This is a genomic window from Mycobacterium sp., from assembly GCF_035314665.1.
GTDB lineage: Bacteria > Actinomycetota > Actinomycetes > Mycobacteriales > Mycobacteriaceae > Mycobacterium.
This window is the reverse complement of sequence record NZ_DATFZD010000194.1, coordinates 1-18,938: the sequence shown is the minus strand read 5'-3', so window position 1 is coordinate 18,938 and position 18,938 is coordinate 1. Positions and strand designations below refer to the sequence as shown.

The window sequence follows — 18,938 nt, the reverse complement described above, 5'->3', positions numbered from 1 at the left end:
CTGAGCTGCTGAGCATCGATGCGCTCGGCCCCAGCGGGGCGTACCAGACCCGTAACCGCGAAATCGTTACCACTACCGCCGGCGTCGCGGTTGTCGACCTCAGTATCGTTCCCCCGCTGTATGTCTCGCGCACTATCAACACGCAGCGCAACACGCGACCGCTGCCGGCCGGACAACGCGAGGCCGCGTTGGCCAAGGCCGCCGATGCTTTCGCCTCCGGGGTGATCGCGGGGCTGGACTTCGACGCTTATGTCGAGCTGGCCGGCAGGATCTCCGGGGTCCCGATCGCGGTGACCCGGGCGGGCGCTCGTGGTGTTGCCGACCGTGTCGCTTCGGCGTTCCGCGTGGCGCAGCTGGCCCGACCGGCGGGCGCCGTGCTGGATTGGCGCGACGAGCGTAGCCGCGACGGTAGTGCGGTATGGGTGCGGCGGGGGGAAGTGTTCGCGGTACTGGCCTCGGGAAACGGCCCAGGGGTGCACGGGCTGTGGCCGCAGGCGCTCGCGCTCGGATACCGAGCGGCGGTTCGCCCGTCACGGCGCGAGCCGCTCACCGCGCACCGGCTGGTTCATGCGCTGCGCGAAGCCGGATTTCGCCCGCAGGACGCGGTGTACCTGCCCACCGATCATCGCGGCGCCGACGAGATCAGCCGGTCGGCCGATCTCACCATGGTCTATGGGAGCCAGGACGTCGTCGACATGTACGCCAACGACCCGACGGTGTTCGTCAACGGCCCGGGCCGGGCCAAGATCCTCATCACCGCCGACCACGATTGGCGGGACTACCTCGACATCATCACCGATTCGATCGCCAACCTGGGCGGCATCGCCTGCGTCAACACCACCGCCGTGCTTTATGAGGGCGATCCCACCCCGTTGGCGCAGGCGATCGGCGAACGGTTATCGGCGATTCCGGCGCTGCCGACCGAAGATGAGCGAGCGGTCCTGCCCACCCAAAAAATCGACCAGGCAACGGCTTTGGCAAACCATCTGGCGGCCACTGCCACGGGTACCACGCCGGTGCTCGGTGCCGATCAGGTGGTCGCGGCTCTGGCCGACGGCTGCGCCGCACTGCGCCCGGCCGTGCACCAGTTGGCCAAGCCCGACGTCGCCAAGCTCAACGTCGAACTGCCGTTCCCGTGTGTTTGGGTGTCGCCGTGGTCGCGCTCTGACGGTTTGGAGCCGCTGCGGCATTCGTTGGTGATCAACGCGATCACCAACGACGATGACCTGATCGATGATCTACTCGCCGAGCCGACCATCGCCAACGTGTACCGCGGCCACCACCCGACGTATTACGGGGCACCCGAAATCCCGCACGACGGGTTTCTGGCCGATTTCCTGATGCGCAACAAAGGCTTTATTCGCGACTGACCCTGCGGTGACACGGTTGTGCCCGCTGCTAGGTTGCCGAGTCTTGCACGACGGCGGAGAGCACGCGGACGATCCCGGAGGTGCGGTTGTAGTAGTGATGCGGGGTCGCCGGGTCGAATGCGAGCGAATCCCCTTGCGTTAGCCGCAACGTCTCGAATCCGATGACGGCTTCGAGCTCGCCCTGCAGGACGTAGAGGTATTCGCGGCCCTCGTGGCGAATGGCCCGCCCATTCTCGGTGGATTGGCCGCCGGGTTCGTACACAACCTCGATGAAGTCGACCGTATTGTCGTGCACCGGTGTCAGGCGCTCCCAACGCACACCCGTCGAGAGTTCGATGGTGTTGCGATCGCCTGCTCGCTGCACGATGCCCGCTCCGTCAGGACCGGTGGCGCGGCCCCACGGCCTGTTGCTCGTCGGCGGGCGCGGCGGCTCCTCTGGTGTGACGACGTCTTCGCCGAACAAGAAGTCGAGGGAAATGCCGAGTTCGTTGGCCAGTGAGTACACCACGCCGGCCGACGGCGCGTCCAGGGCGGCAATGAAGAGGTGCTCACCGACGACTCCACGCGAAACGTCAAGGCATCGCTTCCCAACGACCAGGAATTGCTCTATGCCGATGTCCAGAAACGCTGGGACGCCGGCGACTGGCCGTGGAAAGACTGACCGACGGGGCCTCACCAACTAGCGCCCGGACAGCCCTGGACCGTGGCCTACACCGTCGACCCATGGAACAACCTGCTCGAGGTGATGAGTCATAGCTACGCCGAAATATTCAGCAGTTGGCCTTCAGCCAGTGGCTAATTCGTGGAAGTAGTCCCTCAGCGATCGCGGTTCGCGGCCGAGAATTGAGCGCAGCACCAATGGATTGCCGCCGGGCAAGCCATGCTTGTCATAGTGGGCCATCATGCGGCGCATGCCATCACGAAAAGACCCTTCGGGCAGCTGTGAAGCGAACTGATCCAACGGTATCTGCGCCGCGGTGACTGTTCGCCCGAGAACCTCGCTGATGATCTCGGCCGTCTCGTAGGTGTCCTGCATCCCGGCCGCGCTCAATTCGAATGTGCCGTAGCTGAGCTCATTGCCGGTCATCGCCATCGCAGCCACCTCCGCGACGTCGCGGTAGTCCACTGAGCACATCTTCGCCGACAACGAGTAAGGCTGGGCGAGTCGGTCATGCTCGACGACGTCTTTCCAGGATCGCTCGAAATTTTGCATGAACCGCGCCGGCTGCAGCACCGTGAAATCCAGCTCCGAGCTGTAGAGCGCCTCCTCCACAGGCAGTTTCGCGGCGCCGTGATTCGTCATCGCCGAAATCGACGGGTGAATGACACCGGAGAACACGAACTTTCGCACCCCGGCGGCGTGAGCGGCGTCGACCATGGCCACGCCCATCTGAGCCTCCTCGGCCGCGTGCGCCGGGCCAATGTGGAAAACACCGTCCATCCCTGCGAGCACATCGCGAAGGCTGGCAGGCTCGGTGAGGTCCCCGAAGGCCACCTCCGCGGCGCCATTTTGGCGGGCAACATCGGCCCGCTGCTGATCACGGACCAATGCGCGCACCGAAACCCCACGTTGGGTCAGCTCATGCAATACCCAGTGCGCATGGCGACCAGTCGCCCCTACCATCAGCACCCGCATGGCTGTCCTCTCTCAGTGGCGCAGTGCCACGACCATCGCCTCGTTGAAGGCGGCGTACATGTCTGCGTAGGCCCCGTCCCGTTCGGCGAACCGGAACCTCTTGACGCGCTCCACGATGATCTCCTCGGCCTGCGGCTGGGTCTGCAACAGCGTCATCGTCTCGGCGACATATTCATCGAGTGGCATTCCCCTGCGGTCGAATCCGCGGTCGCCCTGAAGCGCGGTCTGCACCTGCGGCGGGATGATTTCGATCACCTGGACCGAGGTCTCCCGCAGTTGAAAGCGCAGCGACTGGGTGTAGGAATGCAGCGCCGCCTTGCTGGCGCAATACGTCGGTGTGAGCGCGCTGGGCATGAACGCCAGCCCGGACGTGACGTTGAGGATCGCCGCGTGTGGCTTACCCAGCAGCCGCTGCAGCAACGCCGCTGTGAGCCGGATGGGCCCCAATAGGTTGATCGCGATGGTCTGTTCCGCCGTGCCGGGGCCACCGCTGGTGAGGTCCTCGACGCGCTGGATGCCGGCGTTGTTGACGATGACATTGAGGTCCGGGTGGCTGTCGTTGAGCTCGATGGCGAATCGACGGATGTCGCCGGAGTCGCCTTGATCCAACGACAGGTACTGGATGCCGGGGTTGGCTTCGGCCACCGCTCGAAGCGGTTCGAGGCGTCGGCCTGCGATGATGACCTGGTTGCCCAACTGGTGGAATGACTCGGCCAGGCCGCGGCCGATCCCGGTGCCGCCTCCGGTCACCAGAATCGTGTTGCCCGTCATCTCCATCGCGTTCCCCTTCCATCGCTGTCTGATACCTGCATACCCGCGGCAGCTGATCCGCTCGCCGGTAATCCTTTCGCTCCCCTGAACTAACCTGTAACGGTGGCGCAGGTTACGCGGACTCGCTACGCCAGTTGCGGCGAGGTCGACATCGCCTACCAGGCATTTGGCGATGGACCGAACGACGTGCTGGTGCTGCCGGGCCCGTCCATCCCGATCGACACCATCGACGCCGAGCCGTCGATGTACCGCTTTCACCGGCGGCTGGCATCCTTCAGCCGGGTGATTCGGCTCGACCAGCGCGGGGTCGGCATGTCGTCGCGCGTTTCGCGGGACGTGATCGGGCCGAAGTTCTGGGCAAAAGATGCCATCTCGGTGCTGGATGCGATCGGATGCGAGCGGGCAACGATTTTCGCCCCCGGGTTCGCCTCGATGACCGGACTGATCCTGGCGGCCGACTATCCCGAACGGGTGAGCAACCTGGTGATCGTCAACGGCGCGGCTCGGACGCTTCGTGCGCCCGACTATCCGATGGGATTCGAGATCGTCGAGGAGGAAGACCCCTACACGACGGTGGCGATGGAGCCGGATGCCGTTGACCAGGGCTTCGACATGCTCGGTTTCATCGCGCCCAGCATGGTCGACGACAACGCATTTCGCTCGTGGTGGGACATGGCCGGAAACCGGGCCGCCTCACCCAGCATGGCCCGCGCCATCATCCTGACCGTCAGGCATTGCGATGTCCGGGACACGCTGGCGCGGATCACCGCGCCGACGCTGGTCGTGCACCGCGAGGACTGCGAGTTCTGCCCAGTCGACAACGGCCGGTACATCGCCGAGCACATCGCCGGAGCGCACTTCGTCGAGCTGCCTGGAGCAGACGCCCTGTACTGGGTTGGCGACACCGCCCCGATGCTCGACGAGATCGAGGAGTTCGTCACTGGGGTCCGAGGCGGCTTCGGCGCCGAGCGGGTGCTCACCACGATCATGTTCACCGACATCGTCGGCTCGACCGAGCGCGCCGCTGTGCTAGGCGACGGCCGGTGGCGGGACCTGCTGGACAACCACGACACCATCGTGCGTCACGAACTCGAACGGTTTGGCGGTTTCGAAGTGAACACCGCCGGTGACGGATTCGTCGCGTCCTTCCCCAGTCCGAGCGCCGCGATAGCGTGCGCCGACTCCCTTGTCGACGCGATCAGGGTGCTCGGCATCGAGATTCGGGTGGGTATTCACGCCGGCGAGGTCGAAGTGCGCGGTGACGATGTCGCCGGGATGGCTGTTCACATCGGCGCGCGCGTCGCGGCACTGGCCGGGCCCAGCGAGGTGCTGGTGTCGTCGACGGTTCGCGACATCGTCACCGGCTCGCGGCACCGGTTCGCCGACCGCGGCGAGCACCAGTTGAAGGGTGTGCCGGGCCACTGGTGGGTGTGCGCGCTCGAGCGGACGCGCGCGACCGTCAGGCAGTAGTGAGCAGCCCCACCATTAGTTCACAGCGGGGGCACATGTTGCCTCGATACGCTCGACGGCATGCCACCGCGACTGAACCTTTTCAATAATCGCAAGCGCGCCAACTCATTTGGTGGCGCGGCACATAACTATGACACGTATCGCCCGAGCTATCCCGACCAACTGATCGACGACGTGCTGGCGCCTGGTGTTCGCCGTGTGCTCGAAGCGGGCGCCGGCACCGGTATCGCGTCGATGCAGTTCATCGAAAGAGGCGCCGAGCTTCTCGCGGTCGAACCCGATACCCGGATGGCCGCCGTCGCCCAAGCAAAGGGCATCCCGCTCGAGATCGCGACATTCGAGCAATGGGAGCCCGCTGGACGCCGATTCGACCGCGTGGTGTTCGCCGCATCGTTTCATTGGGTCGACCCTTCGGTGGCGCTACCCAAGATCCGTGGCATCCTCAACGATGGCGGGAAGCTGGCGTTGATTTGGAACCGGTTGCGGCCAACTAACCCGACGCGCGCCGAATTCGAGTCGATCTACCGGGATTACATGAACGTCGAGCACCGCTCCGCCGACGGCAACCCGGACGAAATCGTCGACCTGCTCACCGCCGCGGGATTCACCGTCACACAGCGGCGCTATCCGCACGACCTGCACTACTCCGCACAACAGTGGGTCGACATCGCGTTCACGTTCTCCAACCAACTGATACTGGCCGCCGACAAGGCGGCCGAGCTCCGCGCACGGCTGGTGGAACGAATCGGCCATGCGGGCGTGTCGGTCGGCGGGGATGCTGTGGCAATCCTCGCCACGCCGGCGTAACCGTCCGGCTACACCGGCAGGTTAAATCAAAAGTTTTGTGCCCGTTTCCTTTTCGGCGAACTCGAACACCTTGGCAGCGGCCTCGTAATCGCATGCCACGGTGGACCGGCCAATCAGAACCGGACCACCGCTGAGCCCGAGCCGGCCGTCGACGCCGACGTAGCTGCCGGGCGGAATCGGCTCGCTGATGCAGTACAGCGTCGGCGCGGCGCCTTCTTCGATGTCGTTGCCAAACCTGTCTGCCAACGCGGTGACCACCCGATGAAAGCCCGCCATCAGTGGCTTGTCGGATACATGGGAAAGATTCGAGGACACCCAACCCGGGTGGGTGAGCTGGGTGATCACCGGCGAGTGCGCCGCCCGCAGCCGGCGATCGAGTTCGAGGCCCCAGAGCATCACCGCGAGTTTAGAGCGCGCGTACGCCGGGTACGCCGCCCACCGGTGCGAGCGCAGGTGCATGTCGTCGAGGCGCAGCGTCGCCGATTTATGGGCGTCGGATCCGACGTTGATGATTTGTGATCGCACCCGTGGTAGCAACAGGTTGGTCAGCGCGAATGGACCCAAAAGGTTTGTGCCGATTGTTAACTCGAAGCCATCCGTGGTCTCGACGCGGTGCTGGCTGATCCCTCCGGCGTTGTTGATCAAAATGTCGACGTCGTCGTCGAGTAGGTCGGGGAATGCGCGCACCGACGCGAGGTCGGCGAGATCCAGTTTGAGGACCGCCGTGGATCCGCCTATCTCGGCGGCACGCTGTGCACCCAACTCAGTGTTGCGGACGGCGAGGATCACGTGCGCGCCCGCGCGCGTCAGCACACGCGCGGTGCCAAGGCCCACCCCATTGGTTGCGCCGGTCACGATGATCCGTCTGCCGGTCAAGTTGCCGAGCCGGCCCGGCGACCACGCTGGTGTCATGCTGTGAGACTAGCGGCACCACCGCCCCGCCCGACGGGATCGTGCGCCAAGCCGCACTGCTGCGTCTCGAACTGGAACCGTCCGACGCCCCGGCGTAGGCTGCGAACAGAGGCGAGCAGTCGAAAAGTTACGGCTGCAGTTTCGTAAACGCCTGTAGAACTTGACATTTCATCGAGGGAATGCGAATGACCACTGTTAACGCGACGTTGTCTCCCGCCCTGGAGCGGGCGTTGGGCCTGCTCGTCGATCCGCCCACCGAACCGGATGCGAGCAAAGGCTATCTCGACCTGCTGGACAGCTCAACAGCCAACGGCGAGGGCCCGGCCAAGAACACCGGGCCCATCCAGGCGGTATGGGCATCGACGATCGGGTCGATGCTGTATGACAACGCGCAGGCCATATCGCGCAGATTCCTCGCCTCATTGCAGCACCCGATCGAGTGGTTGAACATCCCGCAGGGCGGCATCGCCTTGGATGTCGGCTCGGGTCCCGGTTCCGTCACCGCGTCGCTGGCAGAGGCCGCCGGACCGGACGGCCTAGCGCTGGGCGTCGACATTTCGTTGCCGATGCTGACGCGCGCGGTGCGCTCCGAAGCCGGCCCGCAGGTCGGCTTCTTGCGGGCCGATGCGCAACGTCTGCCATTGCGCGACCAGACCGTCGATGCCGTGGTCTCGATCGCCGTACTGCAGCTGATACCAGACCCGTTCGCAGCGCTGTCGGAGATCGCCCGCGTGCTGCGACCGGGCGGCCGATTGGCGTTGATGGTGCCCATCGTCCGTGGAGCACCGGAGCTATGGCGGCGGTTGCCCAACGGCGGCGCTTACGTCTTCGGCGACGACGAAATCGGCGACTTTCTCGAGGAGCACGGCTTCGTGAGCGTGCGGACCAAGACCATCGGCACTTTCCAGTGGGTGCGGGCCAAGCGCGGCTGAGGGCTCAACTCGCGGTTGGGTGGTTTTCGCGCACCCCGCCGTACATGCCCCATCGGACAATCAACGGCATCACCACGCGTTCGACCGACCACGACGGGAAGCGCAACGCATGGCCGGTGGGGAAGAATACCTCCAGACCGTTGGGCTGTATCCCCAGCAACGAACCCCACCGTCGCCCCGGCGCCCGGTAGGTGCGCAGCTGTCGACCTGCCAGCTCGGCGCGAATGTTGCTAGCTACCAACGCATCCCCGCGGTTGCGGGCGGAGCTGCGCAGCGGATCGGTGGCCGCGACGTCACCGATCGCGAACACTCCTTGCTGACCGGGTACCCGCAGCTCAGGCGTGACTCGAACGAAGCCCTGCTCGTCGAGCAACTGCGCCGGCAGCCAGTCGGTGTTGGGCTGCACCCGTCCGATCGCCCACAGCACGGCATCGGCCGTCGCCGCGGGTTGTCCGGTGCTCCAGTGCACCGGCTCGCTGGTGATCTGATCGCCGGCAAAGCCGTTGGCCAGCGCGGCACGGTGCCCCGGGTGAAGGCCGACGCCGAGGTCGGTCAGCCGGGTTTGAATGCGCTGCCAAATCCGCGGGTGATAGGCGCCCAACGCCCGCTCTCCGGGGAAGTACAGATCGATCTGCTTGTCCGGCCAGGTGGTTGCCATATTGGCAGCGCTGGTGATCGCTGCTGCGCCGCCGCCCACGATAATCACCGATGCCGCGGCGGCCACGCGGTCGTGTGCGGCACGGAGATCGGCGCCGATCTCGGTGGCCGATTGCATGGTCGCCTGGCGCCAGAAGCCGTTGCTGACCCCGGTGCAGATGACCAGCGCGTCGTACCCCTCGGCGAATGTCCCACCGTCGTCACGCCGGCCGGAGACGGTGCGGCCGGCCAGGTCGAGTCCGGTCAGTGTGCCTTGAATGATCCGCACCCGATCCAGCCGACGGAATCTGTCGAACGGGATCCAGTAGTCACGAGCCCAGTCGTCGGGGCGGGACAGCCGTACGCCGAGTTCCTGGCCGCTGACCAACCCGGGTTTGACCGAGATGCCGACGACGTCGGCGTGACGCGAAAGCCGAATCGCGGTGAGGACGCCCACGTCCCCCAGCCCCGCGACGACAACGCGCTTGCGGCTCATGCCGGCAAACTGTAACACGTTCTAACTATGCGCCTATCCCGGATGGACTCGACGTTTTCTGTCATCCGAACGCGGATTCTGAGCAGTTTCCTTCATTTTCGGGGTCCACCGACCACCGGCTTCATGCTGACTGCAACAGAGCCCTTGGAGAGGAACTCCGACCATGACTGAAATAGCCGAAGCAACGACGAGTGACACCGCATTCGATCCGACCGTCGCACTCGATGGACTACTCGCCGACGTGGGATTGTCGGCCGCCGATGCGGGTGGCCGCGTGACATTCTCCGGACAGGATCCGATCATCCCGGCTCGCCATCGGCTTGGCGCGGCGATCGGTATTCCGATGATGGGCAACGCGGTTGCCGCGGCGGCGATGCACCGCCATCGCGGAGGTCCGGGGCAAGACCTGCACCTGGATCTGCGCCAGGCGGTACACCACATCAATCCCAGCTTTGCCTGGAAGCCAACGCTGGCCGGCGAATTCCCGTCCATCGCGCTGGTGCTGGATAACCCGTTTGCGCTGATTCCCTACCGCACACGTGACGGGCGAACCGTGATGGCCTCGGCGGTGTATCCACATCAGGCGGCCAACTGGTGCCGGTTTCTCAACCTGCCACCCGACTTCGCGAAAGTCGCTGAGGCGTTTACTCATTGGGATGCCTTCGCGCTGGAAGAGGCCGCCAATGCGGCCGGGCTGCCGGCATGTGTGGCCCGCAGTCCCGAGGAATGGCTGGCCCATCCGCATGGAGCCCTGCTCGCCGGCCCGCCCGTCATCGGGCTGACGCGGATCGGTGACGCGCCGCCACGCGATTTGGGCCCGTCCGATCGGCCCTTTGGCGGGTTGCGGGTGTTGTCGTTCACCCATGCCATCGCCGGGCCCACGGTGGGACGCGTGCTGGCCGAGCAGGGCGCCGACGTGCAGGGTGCGACCCGCCCGAATGACTTCGAGCACGACTGGGTGTACTTCGAGGCGAACATCGGATCACGCAGCGCCTGGCTGGATTTGACGAAAGAGACCGGAAAGGCCGACGTCGACCGGCTGCTAGGCGACACCCACGTCGTGGTCAACAACCACCGCGATCTCAAGCTGGAGAAGCTGGGCATCGATCCCCGCGAACTTGCACAGACCCATCCCGGGCTGGTGCATGTCTCGGTCACTTGCTACGGATCGACCGGGCCGTGGGCCAACCGCGGCGGGTTCAACATGAACGGCTCAGCGGCCTCGGGATTGATGGCCATCGAAGGCGGCTCCGACGATCCCCAGCTGCCACCCACCGCGCTGATCAACGACTTCATTACCGGCTACATGGGCGCTCTCGGCGCCGCCGCGGGCCTGATCAAACAACAAACCGAAGGCGGCAGCTGGCACGTCACCGTCAACCTCACCCGCAACGCCATGTGGTACCAAACCTTGGGGTTGGTCGACCCCGCCGACGCCGGTTGCGACGACGAGCACACCATCGCTGTCCCCGACTCATACGACGCCGACACCCCGATGGGCGAGGTCCACATGCTCGCCCCGCCGGTCAGCTTCAGCCACACGCCACCCCGCTGGCCCGACCCCATCCTGGTCCCTCGCGGGTCCAGCCGGCCCGAATGGTCCGGCATTCCGCGCTCGAATGCCTGACATCGCGCGACAATTCTGGTCATGGGTGACGGGGTAGACGAGCTGGATATCGCCCTGCTCGATGCGCTCCACCTTAATCCGCTGGCGAGTTTTGAAGAGCTGGGCACCGTGCTGGACGTTTCGCCGGTCACCGCGGCACGGCGGTGGCGTCGCCTGGTGGCCACCGGCCGGGCATGGGTGTCGTCCGCGCCCGGCCGGGAGCTGCCGCTCAAGGCGGCGCTGTTCGAAGCCGAGTGCCAACCGGGCGCCGCGTCGGCAGTGGCTGACGAGTTCGCTGCGATACCACAGGTTTTCAGCGTCAACATCACGACAGGCCAAGACAACCTCTACGCCTTTTGTGGTTGCCGCCGATCAACCGTTGCTGGCGAAGTTAATCGTCGACAAGCTGCCGACCATCGCTGGGCTGAACCGGGTGCAATCGGGGCTGATGACCCAGTTGTTCAGCGGCACCCGCTGGCGGCTGGGCGGTCTCAGTCCTGATCAGGTTCGGGCGGTAACCCCCGAGCCCGCCAAAAGCACCCCGCCGCATGAATTCGACGAGTTCGATCGCGAGCTGTTCTTGGCGTTGCAACGCGACGGTCGGCTCAGTTTCCGCGATCTCGCTGCGGCAGTCGAGCGACCGGAGCCCACCGTGCGGCGGCGCATGGTCCTGTTGACGCATGCCGGAATGCTGGCGTTCCGCACGGATTTCGCACGGGTACAAGCGGGTTGGCTGACCGCAGTGGCGCTCAAGCTCAGCGTGAGCGGGACTGCGGTGGCGGCCGTGGGCCGCACCCTGGTCCGATATCCCGAGACCCGGTTCTGTGTGGCGGTCACCGGCGGTGGCGCGGCCAACATGTTCGTCACCATGCAGCTGCACGACGTATCCGACCTGGAACCGGTGGTCCAGCGACTGTCAGCCGAACACCACGGCGTCGAGGTGCTCGACACCCGCGTGGTACTGCGCTCGGTCAAGTCCTGGGGACGGCTACTCGGGCTCGACGGCCGCGCACAAAACCTCGTCCCCGTGGATCTCTGGGCGCCGGTCTAGCGAGTCGTGTGCCGGCTTCAGATTTCTGCAGAGCCAATGAGCTGTAATCCGGATAGTTGGACACCACCGAAGTACACTTCGGCGTGTGATGACCCCGTCAAACCCCTGGGGAAACGAACGTGGGCAACTATCGCATCGGTTTCAACTGCGAAATCAGGTCGTCAGTCGCAGGCAGGCGCGACGACTGAGCCGGCGCTTCGCGCGGGTCGGCGTCGACACCCCGCCGGATCGGCTTCGACAGATGTTGGCAGGTGTGCCCTTCGCATACAGCGAAGTGGCGGACGTCAACTTCGCGTTCATCGCGATGCAGTTGAAGCGTGAACAGCTGGCCGCGAAGTACAAGCGCTTGAAACGTCGCGGCGCGCGGTCGCTCCTCTTCGTGGGCTTGGTCCTTGTCACGCTGAACTTTCTGTTCTGCATGGCCTACGCGTTGTTCAGCTTGACCCTCGAGGCCGCGCCGTTGTGAATCGCAGCCTCGATATCATCCGGCAGGCGTAGCGTCCGGGAAGGTGGCGGCGGCGAGGTGCAGAATCTCGTCGCGATCCGCAGTCAAGATGAACCCTGACTCAATCGCCGAGTCGAGCGCCGCGGTGAAGCGTTCCAAATAGTCGCCAGCCCCGCCCGGGTAGAGCCGGCGCACGGCAGCGGTGTCAAACAATTCGCCGGAGCCGAAGATTGAGGCCATCGTGGTCTCCTCGCTGCCGACACCGGATGTCCGAGCAATCGGCACATCCACCCACGGCGTCCTGACGCCACCCCCCGCAAGGCCGTTGGTATCGAGAACGGGCTGAGGAGGGTCGGCGTCGGTGAGTTCAATCGGCACGGCACTGGGCGCTGGCCTGCCGGTGCGCACCCACTCGCACAGCCGCGATAGCGCCGCCTCCAGAACGTAATGATGCTGCGGCGCGAAATTGATGCAGTGATCGAGCTGCTGACCCATCAACATGTTTGTCGGCGCGTACGCCGCGACGATATCGGTCAGTGCCGCAGCGCCCGTGTCGATCGGCGCCACTTGAATCGTGTAGTTGTCGGCATGAGCGGTGCCGGCGATCTCCCAAACCCGAAGCTGTTGATTATCTGGCTGTCTCGCACTGTAATAGCCCCGACGCGGACCGCCGAAGAGATCTGTTTCGGTGATGATGGTGACGAGCGGGACGCGCAGGTCAGGCCGAAATGTCACCCCGCGGGATGCGTTGCTGTCCAGCACGTCGAATATCGAACCGCCATCCAGCGGGGCGGCGGGCCCGAATCGCGAATGCACCAAAAAACCGTCGTAGACCTGGGCTAGCGGGTCGACGGCGTTGATGTACGTCGTCAGGAACAGCGCCGATTGGGACTCGCCCAGAGCGACGACCTGTTCGGCGCGCAGCTCACGCAGAACGCCATTGCGTTGCCCGTCTCTGACTATTCGACCGGCTTGGGAAAAGATGTCGTAGGAGAACGCGTCACCGGGATGGCACAGGGCCGCATACCGTTCCGGATCTTGGCTTTTCAGCGACATGTCCACGCCCATCAAGTTCACGCCACCCTCGACGCCGACGCGTTGGGCCGACACCGCGACATAGGCGTAGCCGGCGCGAACCATTTCGCGATGCGCCATCATCCACACCGCCGGAGCATCGATTCCGCCGCTCACATTGAGCCACTCAACGAGTACTGTCCCGTTGAACTGGGCCGGATCCGCCGGCGTCAGCACCACCATTCGGGTGGTGAACTCAGCTGAGTCTGCGGGTGTCACGCTCCACCGGCCGTCGGGGCCGAGTTCGGCTGCGGAACTGTAGGACGACGCCGGTCCCGAGATGAAGAATTCCTTGGCGACATAACCCAAGCTGGCTATGTCGAAGGCGCCCAACAGGAGTGCGGGCTTGCCCGGAACCGGCGTGACGGTTGTCGGCACGCGGGCATCATAGCTGTGGCACAGTCGGTTCTAGCGTGATTGTCATCATCGGCGCCGGGATATGCGGGCTTGCTACCGCTTATGAGCTGTCGCGCCGCGGCGCGCCGACGGTAGTGATCGAACGCGGCGAGCCGTTCGGCGAGCAGTCCGCAGGCCTGGCACGGATCTTCCGCATCGCCCATCGGCGTCCCGAACTGTGCCGGCTTGCGATGCGGGCCCGCGAGGGCTGGCAGCGCTGGGAGGCCGAATTCGGTGTAGGCCGGCTGCTTGGCTCAGAGGGCTTCATCACCGTCGCCGCACCGGAGGACATCGCCGCGGCAATGACCGATGCCGGCGCCGTGTTCTCCAACCTCGATCGCCACCAAATCACGGCGCGAATCCCGTTCTCGGCTGTGCCATGGCAGAACGGGGTTTTCGATCCACTGGGCGGCAGCCTGCGCATCCGCCGTGCGCTGATCACCTTGGCGCGGCGGGTCGATATCCGGCGCGGTGAAGTCGTGTCAGTGGACGACGACGGCGCGACGGCCCTAGCCGACGCCGCCATCGTGCGGGGCGACCGCGTGCTGATCTGCGCCGGTGCCCAGACACCGGCATTGTTCGGCCCGCTGGACGCCGAGTTCGCCCCGCACACTCGCTTCACCTACGACGGGGCCGACGCGGTCGGCGCTGCGTGCTTGTCGGCGCCCGAGGGCTACGGATTGCCCCTTGGCAGCACCGGGCGTTGGGCGTTCGGACAGGATGTGCCGGACCCTGCGGGTGTTCGCGCGCTGTTCCCCTCGCTGGTGCCGGTGGCCCAAGTGGATTGCGTCACTGTCCGCGCCCCGTGGCTCGACGCCGGCGGCGACGGCTGGACGATAGCGCGCCGCGGACGCGTCATCGGGTTCGTCGGTAGCAACCTGATGAAGTTCGGGCCGCTGCTCGGCGAGCTGCTCGCTCAGGCCGTACTGAGCGACGAGCTGCCCGCGGACCTGACTCTGGGCTAATTGCGTTGCAGCGCTGCCCGGCCGGGAATAACTTTTCGGCCGAGGTCGTCTTGTTAGTTCGCGCGCAGAGCCTCAGGGAGGAATTCAGTGATCCGGTCGAATGAATCAACCGGTCTGACGGGCCGGCCGCCGTCGACACTGGTCACGGTCGACGGGCGGGACGGCTCCAGCGCGAACCAGGCCGTATTCGTCAGCGTGTTGGCCGTCCTGCTGGCAACGGGATGGGCTGCCAACCACTTCGCCGCGCTGATGCCCGTGATCACTAATAGCCAACACCTCTGCGTCGCAACCATCGACGCCATCTTTGGTATCTATGCAATTGGACTGCTGCCCGGACTGCTCATTGGCGGTCGCGCGTCGGATGCGCTGGGTCGCCAGTCGGTGGCGTGGTCTGGCTCGACAATCGCTTTGGCGGGGACGCTGGTGATGCTGCTCTCGCAGCATTCCGACGCGTTGCTGGCCGGGCGTTTCATCCTAGGGGCCGGTGTGGGTCTTGCGATCAGCGCCTGCACCGCGTGGGCTTCAGATCTGAAGGGCCCTGCCGGTGCGGCCACAGCCGGAGCCGTGTTGATAGCCGGTTTCGCCGTCGGCCCTTTCGCGGCAGGAGTGATCGCCTCGGCTGGACCACCCGGCGTTCGAGTGTCATTCGGGCTCGCCGCCAACATTCTTCTGCTGGCGATGGTTATCGCCGTTGTAACGGCGCATCGCACGGCGGTAACCACGTCAGCAAGAGAACGTAACTCGGCGCCCTCGACGTCAGCACGGCTGAGCGCCGCGCGGGCGTTGAGTTGGGCCATCCCACTGGCACCCTGGGTGTTCGCCTCGGGGACACTGGGTTTCGTCACCATTCCGACTCGGCTGCACACCGGGCTGGCGGCCCCCCTGGCTGCCGGTACGGCCGCGCTGGTTGTCAATGGCTCCAGCGGGCTCATTCAGGTGGTCGCCCGCTCGCGCGGCTGGGGTCCACAATCCGGCACGGTCGCTGCATTGCTTGCTGCGCTGGGCTACGCCGTCGCGGCCGCGACACCGTCGAGCATGACGCTGGCATTGGGTCTACCGCTGCTGCCGATTCTCGGATGTGCCTCCGGGCTTTCGCTGCGTGCGGGCTTGATTGACTTGGAAACCTCAGCGCCACAACGTGTGCGCGGCACCCTCACCGGGGTGTTCTATGCGGTCACCTACATCGGCTTCGGCTTACCGCTGCTGTTGACCACGCTCGGATCCGCCAAGCAATCGGCGATGATCCTTGCCGTGATGGCAGTGCTGGCGGCCGGCACCGCAATAAGTCGAGCGGTGCGGCTGCGACGAGATAGCCTCCGGCAGCGGTAATTCAGGCGATCGGCTGCTACGCCGCGACCACCTTGCCTTGCCGTGCAGCCGCGACCGGTATCGGTCCATTGCTCACCACGCTCAAGCCGCCCAGGCGCCGCCATGAGCGAATTGCGTTGCGGGTAACTTCCAGTATCCGGGCGGCTCCGGCATCGCCGTTTGCGAGTCGGTGTGCGCGCAGCGCGTTGCCTGTTACGGCATCCAGAGTGTCCCAGTCGTCGGTCTCGAATAGTGCGGTGGATTGGTACGCGGCCCGAATGGCGTACAGCTCGGCGCCCTGCGATGTCTCACTGACGGCGCGGGCGGCCCGCGCAGCGCCGTCCCAGTCGGTGACCGACGGCAGGTCGCGCGGGGCGAATCTGCGATGTAGCTCGGCGATGTCGGTGATCGCCTCGGCCGCCGCCTCGTCGGTGTATCTCACGACGCCCCAGGGCGGGCTGATCAGCAGTTTGGTCACCCAGATGTGCATGACGTCGTCGGCAACATCGGCGGTTCCCACCGTGAGCCAACCGAGGTCGAGTACCAGCAGGCTGTCTTCTGCTGACAAGTAGCCGTCGGGCCCGGCCAGCAAGTCGTTGCACAACTGGACGAACGAGGCCAGCGGGCGCGCGGAAGTCGCCGGAAAATCGGTGATCTGCTCATCGCCGTTGATGTACGAAATGGCGTTCATGGCACACCCTTTGCCCGATCCGGCCTGGTGCGATCCCCTGGCCAGTCGCAACGGGTGGGTGATGCGTTCGAGGTCCATTTAAGTTGCTTCCTAAAGGTTTTCGAGCGTAACGGCCTTGCGTCGGAGATGGCTATCGTATGACAAGTGCAGTCGTGAACGGCCGCGACACGACGGGCAGCCGTCAGCTTGGAGGTCCGAAACCCAAGGGAAATTCAAACCTCATCGGAGAAATCGGCGGTGAGCCAGCGGTCGGGGCGGATGGTGAACAGCACAGTCTTCTGCCCCTCCATACTGCGGACGAACGCGCGGCCACCTTCCTCGCCGAGGTAGCGGATTGCGATGGCTTCTCGCACCTCCACCGGGGTGGGGGTGGTGTCGACGACGGTGCCCTCCACGACCACATATTGGTACGGTGGCTCCTCGTTCTGGACGACCAGCGTCACCGCGCCGGCCCGCTCGATCAGCTTGGACTTCCGCGCTCCTACGCCGGTGTTGATCAATATGTTCCCGCCAGGGGTGTAGTCGTACCACATCGGGACACTGGCCGGCGGCCGGCCGTCGGCGGCCACGGACAGCACGGCGACATGCTTGGCTGCGAGGAACTCTTCACGCTCGATCTCGGAGAAGGCTTTCATACGCGGCTCAACGCGCGCGGCCTACGAGGCTATTCCAACGCGAGGATCAGCTTGCCGGTATTTTCTCCGCGGAACAGCTTGAGCAGCGTTTCCGGAAAGTCGCCGATGTCGCCGTGCTCGATCTGCTCGTGTGAGCGCAGCTCGCCGCTGTTGAGCCACTTCGCCAGCTGCGCAATGCCTTCCGGGTAGCGATCGGCGTAGTCGAAGATGACAAAGCCGGTCATGGATGCGCGCGCAATCAGCAGCTGCATGTAGTTGGCCGGTCCGCGCGGGGTGTCGTTGTACTGCGACACCGCACCGCAGAGCACGATCCGGGCGCCGCGCGCGAGCCGGTTGAGGGCGGCCTCCAGCGTTGCACCGCCGACATTGTCGAAATAGATGTCTACGCCGTCGGGTGCGTGGGTTTTGAGCTCTGCGCGCAGGTCGGCGCTCTTGTAGTCGATCGCGGCGTCGAAACCGGCCTCCTCGACGAGCCAGCGGCACTTTTGCTCTCCGCCGGCAACACCGACGGCTCGGCAACCCTTGATTTTCGCGATCTGTCCCACGATGCTGCCCACCGATCCGGCCGCTCCGGACACCAGCACGGTTTGGCCCGGCTCGGGCCTGCCGACGTCGAGCAATCCGAAGTATGCGGTCAGACCGCTGATGCCGAGGACCCCCAGGTGCACGATTGCCGGCGCCAAGGTGGTGTCTATCTTGTTGACGCCCGTCCCGTCGGACAGCGCATAGCGCTGGACCCCGAATATCCCGGACACTTCGTCGCCGACGGCGAACTTCGGGTGGCGTGATTCAACGACCCGTCCGGCGCCGAGCGCCCGCATCACCTCGCCGATCTCCACCGGCGGCACGTAGCTGCGGCCCGCGTTCATCCAGGTGCGCATCGCGGGGTCGATGGACAGGTAATCGACCTTCACCACGAACTCGCCTTCGGCCGCAACAGGTTTGGGCTCCTCGACGATCGTCCAATCGGTAGCCTTCGGCAATTCCAGTGGACGCGCGGCTAGCCGGCATTGCGTATTCACAGTGTCCCCAGTGTTCATTGGGCTGCTCCCCGATCTGGTGAGGTGATTCGACAACTGTCCGCCGCACACCGAAGTGCGGTCCGACCGGCGGGGTCCTCGGCGGTTACCGGTATCACCGCGACGGTGTCCGCGCCGGCTTGCCGATAGGCCCGTAGCCGGGCAGCGACCTGTTCCGGAGTTCCGACCGCGGCCAGCTGCTCGGCCAGCTCGAGTGGAATCGCCGCCGCCAACTCCGACCGCCGCGTGCCGTTGCGCGCACGTTCGACGAATTCGGCGAACCCGAGCTCGCAGAACATCTCGCCGTAGCCGGGTGGGGCAAGGTAAATGGCCAGCTGATTAGCTAACTGCCGCAGTGCGGCCGCACCGGGTCGGACGGCGACCGGTACCCACACCGTCAGGTGCGGCGCCGTGCGACCTGCCGCCGCGGCATGATGGTCGACCTGTTGGCGCACCTGCGCGACCCGCTGCGGCGACGCCAGATTGAGCACCACCTCGTCGGCGAGCCGCGCCGCCAGCCGCGTCATGATCGGGCCGAACGCGCCGACTCCGATGCGGGTGTCCGGGAGCGGGTGACGCAACCGAAATCCGTGGCTGCGGACAAAGCGCCCGTCATAGTCGGCGCGCTCGCCACGCAGGATCGGTCGGAGGCATTGGATTGTTTCGCGCATGCGCGCTGCACTGTGTGACCACTCGCGGTCATGCCAGCCTCCCACGA

At 65.4% G+C, this 18,938-nt stretch carries 20 protein-coding genes; 10 read left to right on the top strand and 10 right to left on the bottom strand.

What is annotated here, in order from left to right; all coding sequences use genetic code 11:
• Window positions 1–5 precede the first annotated feature (5 nt).
• Window positions 6–1,370 carry an aldehyde dehydrogenase family protein gene (locus tag VKI00_RS14995; protein ID WP_324438653.1) on the top strand — a complete coding sequence of 455 codons (1,365 nt, stop codon included), beginning with the start codon at window positions 6–8 and terminating at the stop codon, window positions 1,368–1,370.
• A 28-nt stretch (window positions 1,371–1,398) separates the two neighbouring features.
• Here VKI00_RS14995 and VKI00_RS14990 read toward each other — a convergent pair whose 3' ends face one another.
• The 3 genes from VKI00_RS14990 to VKI00_RS14980 form a co-directional block, all read right to left on the bottom strand.
• Window positions 1,399–2,046, bottom strand: coding sequence for a cupin domain-containing protein (locus VKI00_RS14990; RefSeq protein ID WP_324438639.1), 648 nt, complete (start codon window positions 2,044–2,046; stop codon window positions 1,399–1,401).
• A gap of 108 nt (window positions 2,047–2,154) precedes the next feature.
• Window positions 2,155–3,006, bottom strand: coding sequence for an NmrA family NAD(P)-binding protein (locus tag VKI00_RS14985; RefSeq protein ID WP_324438637.1), 852 nt, complete (start codon window positions 3,004–3,006; stop codon window positions 2,155–2,157).
• 12 nt (window positions 3,007–3,018) lie between these two features.
• Entirely contained in the window at window positions 3,019–3,783 is a 765-nt protein-coding gene (locus VKI00_RS14980; protein WP_324438635.1) for an SDR family oxidoreductase, read from the bottom strand.
• Window positions 3,784–3,879: 96 nt separating this feature from the next.
• Here VKI00_RS14980 and VKI00_RS14975 point away from each other — a divergent pair, with 96 nt between their 5' ends.
• Together VKI00_RS14975 and VKI00_RS14970 are read left to right on the top strand one after the other, a co-directional pair.
• A complete protein-coding gene (locus VKI00_RS14975) occupies window positions 3,880–5,247 on the top strand; it encodes an adenylate/guanylate cyclase domain-containing protein (RefSeq protein WP_324438633.1) in 1,368 nt (455 codons plus the stop codon).
• A 60-nt stretch (window positions 5,248–5,307) separates the two neighbouring features.
• Window positions 5,308–6,054 (top strand): class I SAM-dependent methyltransferase, encoded by a 747-nt coding sequence (locus VKI00_RS14970; protein WP_324438631.1) that lies wholly within the window; start codon window positions 5,308–5,310, stop codon window positions 6,052–6,054.
• Window positions 6,055–6,075: 21 nt separating this feature from the next.
• Here VKI00_RS14970 and VKI00_RS14965 read toward each other — a convergent pair whose 3' ends face one another.
• Window positions 6,076–6,966, bottom strand: a complete 891-nt coding sequence (locus VKI00_RS14965) for an SDR family NAD(P)-dependent oxidoreductase (RefSeq protein ID WP_324438629.1) — start codon at window positions 6,964–6,966, stop codon at window positions 6,076–6,078.
• A 185-nt stretch (window positions 6,967–7,151) separates the two neighbouring features.
• Here VKI00_RS14965 and VKI00_RS14960 point away from each other — a divergent pair, with 185 nt between their 5' ends.
• Window positions 7,152–7,898, top strand: a complete 747-nt coding sequence (locus VKI00_RS14960; protein WP_324438627.1) for a class I SAM-dependent methyltransferase — start codon at window positions 7,152–7,154, stop codon at window positions 7,896–7,898.
• 4 nt (window positions 7,899–7,902) lie between these two features.
• Here the strand turns inward: VKI00_RS14960 and VKI00_RS14955 are convergent, their stop codons facing one another.
• Window positions 7,903–9,030 (bottom strand): FAD-dependent oxidoreductase, encoded by a 1,128-nt coding sequence (locus tag VKI00_RS14955; protein ID WP_324438625.1) that lies wholly within the window; start codon window positions 9,028–9,030, stop codon window positions 7,903–7,905.
• Window positions 9,031–9,193: 163 nt separating this feature from the next.
• Between VKI00_RS14955 and VKI00_RS14950 the strand changes: the two genes are divergently transcribed.
• From VKI00_RS14950 to VKI00_RS14935, 4 genes are all read left to right on the top strand, one after another.
• Complete coding sequence (locus VKI00_RS14950) at window positions 9,194–10,657, top strand: CoA transferase (protein WP_324438623.1); 1,464 nt, start codon at window positions 9,194–9,196, stop codon at window positions 10,655–10,657.
• 21 nt (window positions 10,658–10,678) lie between these two features.
• A complete protein-coding gene (locus VKI00_RS14945; RefSeq protein ID WP_324438621.1) occupies window positions 10,679–11,137 on the top strand; it encodes an Lrp/AsnC family transcriptional regulator in 459 nt (152 codons plus the stop codon).
• The gene (locus tag VKI00_RS14940) at window positions 11,085–11,687 is read left to right on the top strand and encodes an Lrp/AsnC family transcriptional regulator (RefSeq protein ID WP_324438619.1); all 603 of its coding nucleotides are present in this window, start codon (window positions 11,085–11,087) and stop codon (window positions 11,685–11,687) included. Before VKI00_RS14945 ends, VKI00_RS14940 begins: the two co-directional genes overlap by 53 nt.
• An 88-nt stretch (window positions 11,688–11,775) precedes the next feature.
• Window positions 11,776–12,153 (top strand): hypothetical protein, encoded by a 378-nt coding sequence (locus VKI00_RS14935; protein WP_324438651.1) that lies wholly within the window; start codon window positions 11,776–11,778, stop codon window positions 12,151–12,153.
• Between the two features lie 15 nt (window positions 12,154–12,168).
• Here the strand turns inward: VKI00_RS14935 and VKI00_RS14930 are convergent, their stop codons facing one another.
• The gene (locus VKI00_RS14930; protein ID WP_324438617.1) at window positions 12,169–13,584 is read right to left on the bottom strand and encodes an alpha/beta hydrolase domain-containing protein; all 1,416 of its coding nucleotides are present in this window, start codon (window positions 13,582–13,584) and stop codon (window positions 12,169–12,171) included.
• A 35-nt stretch (window positions 13,585–13,619) separates the two neighbouring features.
• Here VKI00_RS14930 and VKI00_RS14925 point away from each other — a divergent pair, with 35 nt between their 5' ends.
• Window positions 13,620–14,567 carry an FAD-binding oxidoreductase gene (locus VKI00_RS14925; protein WP_324438615.1) on the top strand — a complete coding sequence of 316 codons (948 nt, stop codon included), beginning with the start codon at window positions 13,620–13,622 and terminating at the stop codon, window positions 14,565–14,567.
• Between the two features lie 138 nt (window positions 14,568–14,705).
• Window positions 14,706–15,896: an MFS transporter gene (locus tag VKI00_RS14920; protein WP_414687199.1), complete on the top strand. Its 1,191-nt coding sequence runs from the start codon at window positions 14,706–14,708 to the stop codon at window positions 15,894–15,896.
• 16 nt (window positions 15,897–15,912) lie between these two features.
• On the opposite strand, the gene VKI00_RS14915 is transcribed toward VKI00_RS14920, so the two are convergent.
• The 4 genes from VKI00_RS14915 to VKI00_RS14900 all read right to left on the bottom strand — a co-directional run.
• Window positions 15,913–16,566, bottom strand: coding sequence for a hypothetical protein (locus VKI00_RS14915; protein ID WP_324438611.1), 654 nt, complete (start codon window positions 16,564–16,566; stop codon window positions 15,913–15,915).
• A 212-nt stretch (window positions 16,567–16,778) separates the two neighbouring features.
• The gene (locus tag VKI00_RS14910; RefSeq protein WP_324438609.1) at window positions 16,779–17,201 is read right to left on the bottom strand and encodes a pyridoxamine 5'-phosphate oxidase family protein; all 423 of its coding nucleotides are present in this window, start codon (window positions 17,199–17,201) and stop codon (window positions 16,779–16,781) included.
• Between the two features lie 29 nt (window positions 17,202–17,230).
• Window positions 17,231–18,241: an NADP-dependent oxidoreductase gene (locus VKI00_RS14905; protein WP_324438607.1), complete on the bottom strand. Its 1,011-nt coding sequence runs from the start codon at window positions 18,239–18,241 to the stop codon at window positions 17,231–17,233.
• Window positions 18,238–18,938: LLM class F420-dependent oxidoreductase (locus VKI00_RS14900; protein ID WP_324438605.1), on the bottom strand; the 701-nt coding region annotated here is incomplete at its 5' end. The genes VKI00_RS14905 and VKI00_RS14900, both read right to left, overlap by 4 nt.